Source organism: Vibrio sp. Vb1554, assembly GCF_033344235.1.
The window spans coordinates 1-1,221 of the sequence record NZ_JAWPOJ010000280.1 but is presented as its reverse complement, the minus strand read 5'-3'; the positions used below and the strand labels follow the sequence as shown (position 1 = coordinate 1,221).

At 46.4% G+C, this 1,221-nt stretch carries 2 protein-coding genes; both read right to left on the bottom strand.

Going from position 1 to position 1,221, the window contains the following annotated elements:
* The coding region (gene pyrI, locus R8N28_RS25655) for an aspartate carbamoyltransferase regulatory subunit (RefSeq protein ID WP_318183714.1) at positions 1-429 on the bottom strand (429 nt) is incomplete at its 3' end.
* A gap of 16 nt (positions 430-445) precedes the next feature.
* The coding region (gene pyrB / locus R8N28_RS25650; RefSeq protein ID WP_318183713.1) for an aspartate carbamoyltransferase at positions 446-1,221 on the bottom strand (776 nt) is incomplete at its 5' end.

Sequence of the window (1,221 nt, the reverse complement as noted above, 5' to 3'; positions counted from 1 at the left end):
TTTCTCACAGCATTTGCACTCCCAACGAATCTCTTCTTTCTTCTCGAAAACTTTAAAACTGCTTTCTACTGGCTCGTTATGAGAGATACAGTTTGAGTTTGGACACTCAAACACGTTGTTGATTTTCTCTGGCAACTCTAGAGCCAGTTTTTTCACGACTTCGTAGTTTTCGATTTGGTTTACCGTAGCGTGCGGTGCGTACAGCGCCAGTTTGCTTGCTTGTTCTTCATTGATGAACACGTTCTCAATCTTCAGCAAGTCTTTGTGACCCAGAGCTGAAGATGGCAAGTTCAGACCAATCGTTACACGTTGAGAAGAATTGTGCATATCGAACAATTTCAGCACTTTGATACCAATTTGTGCTGGAATGTGGTCGATGACGGTGCCGTTTTTGATTGCTTCTACCTGCAATTGAGTTTCTTTAGCCATGTTTTTATCTCCTCGATTACAGTGTTTCGTTTAGAACCAAAGCCAACAGCGCTTGGCGAGCGTACACGCCATTTTGTGCCTGCTGGAAGTAGTACGCGTGTGGGGTTTTATCTACGTCTGTCGTGATTTCATCAACACGAGGTAGCGGGTGCAGTACTTTTAGATTTTCACGCGCGCCTTCCAATAGAGCCGCCGTCAGAATGTAAGCTGACTTGATGTGCGCATATTCAGACTCGTCAAAACGCTCTTTTTGAACGCGAGTCATGTAAAGAATATCGAGCTCAGGAATTACCGCTTCCATTTCTGTGTGTAGGCTGTATTCAATGCCAGCTTCATCGAGTTCTTCGCAGATGTACTCTGGCATCGCCAATGCGTCTGGAGCGACAAAGTAGAAGCGGATGTTATTGAACTTCGCCAGTGCTTGAGTCAGTGAGTGAACGGTGCGGCCGTATTTTAAATCGCCGACAAATGCTACGTTTAGGTTGTCTAAGCGACCTTGCGTTTCCGCGATGGTGTAGAGGTCAAGCAGAGTTTGTGTTGGGTGTTGGTTAGCACCGTCGCCCGCGTTAATCACTGGAACGCCATTCGAAAACTCGGAAGCAAGGCGCGCTGCACCTTCTTGAGGGTGGCGCATCACAAATGCATCGACGTATGAAGAGATAACTTGTACAGAATCAGAAAGCGTTTCCCCTTTCTTCGCCAGAGACGTATTACCATCGTTATCAAAACCAATGACATCACCACCAATGCGTTGAATCGCGGTCTCAAACGACAAGCGAGTACGCGTTGATG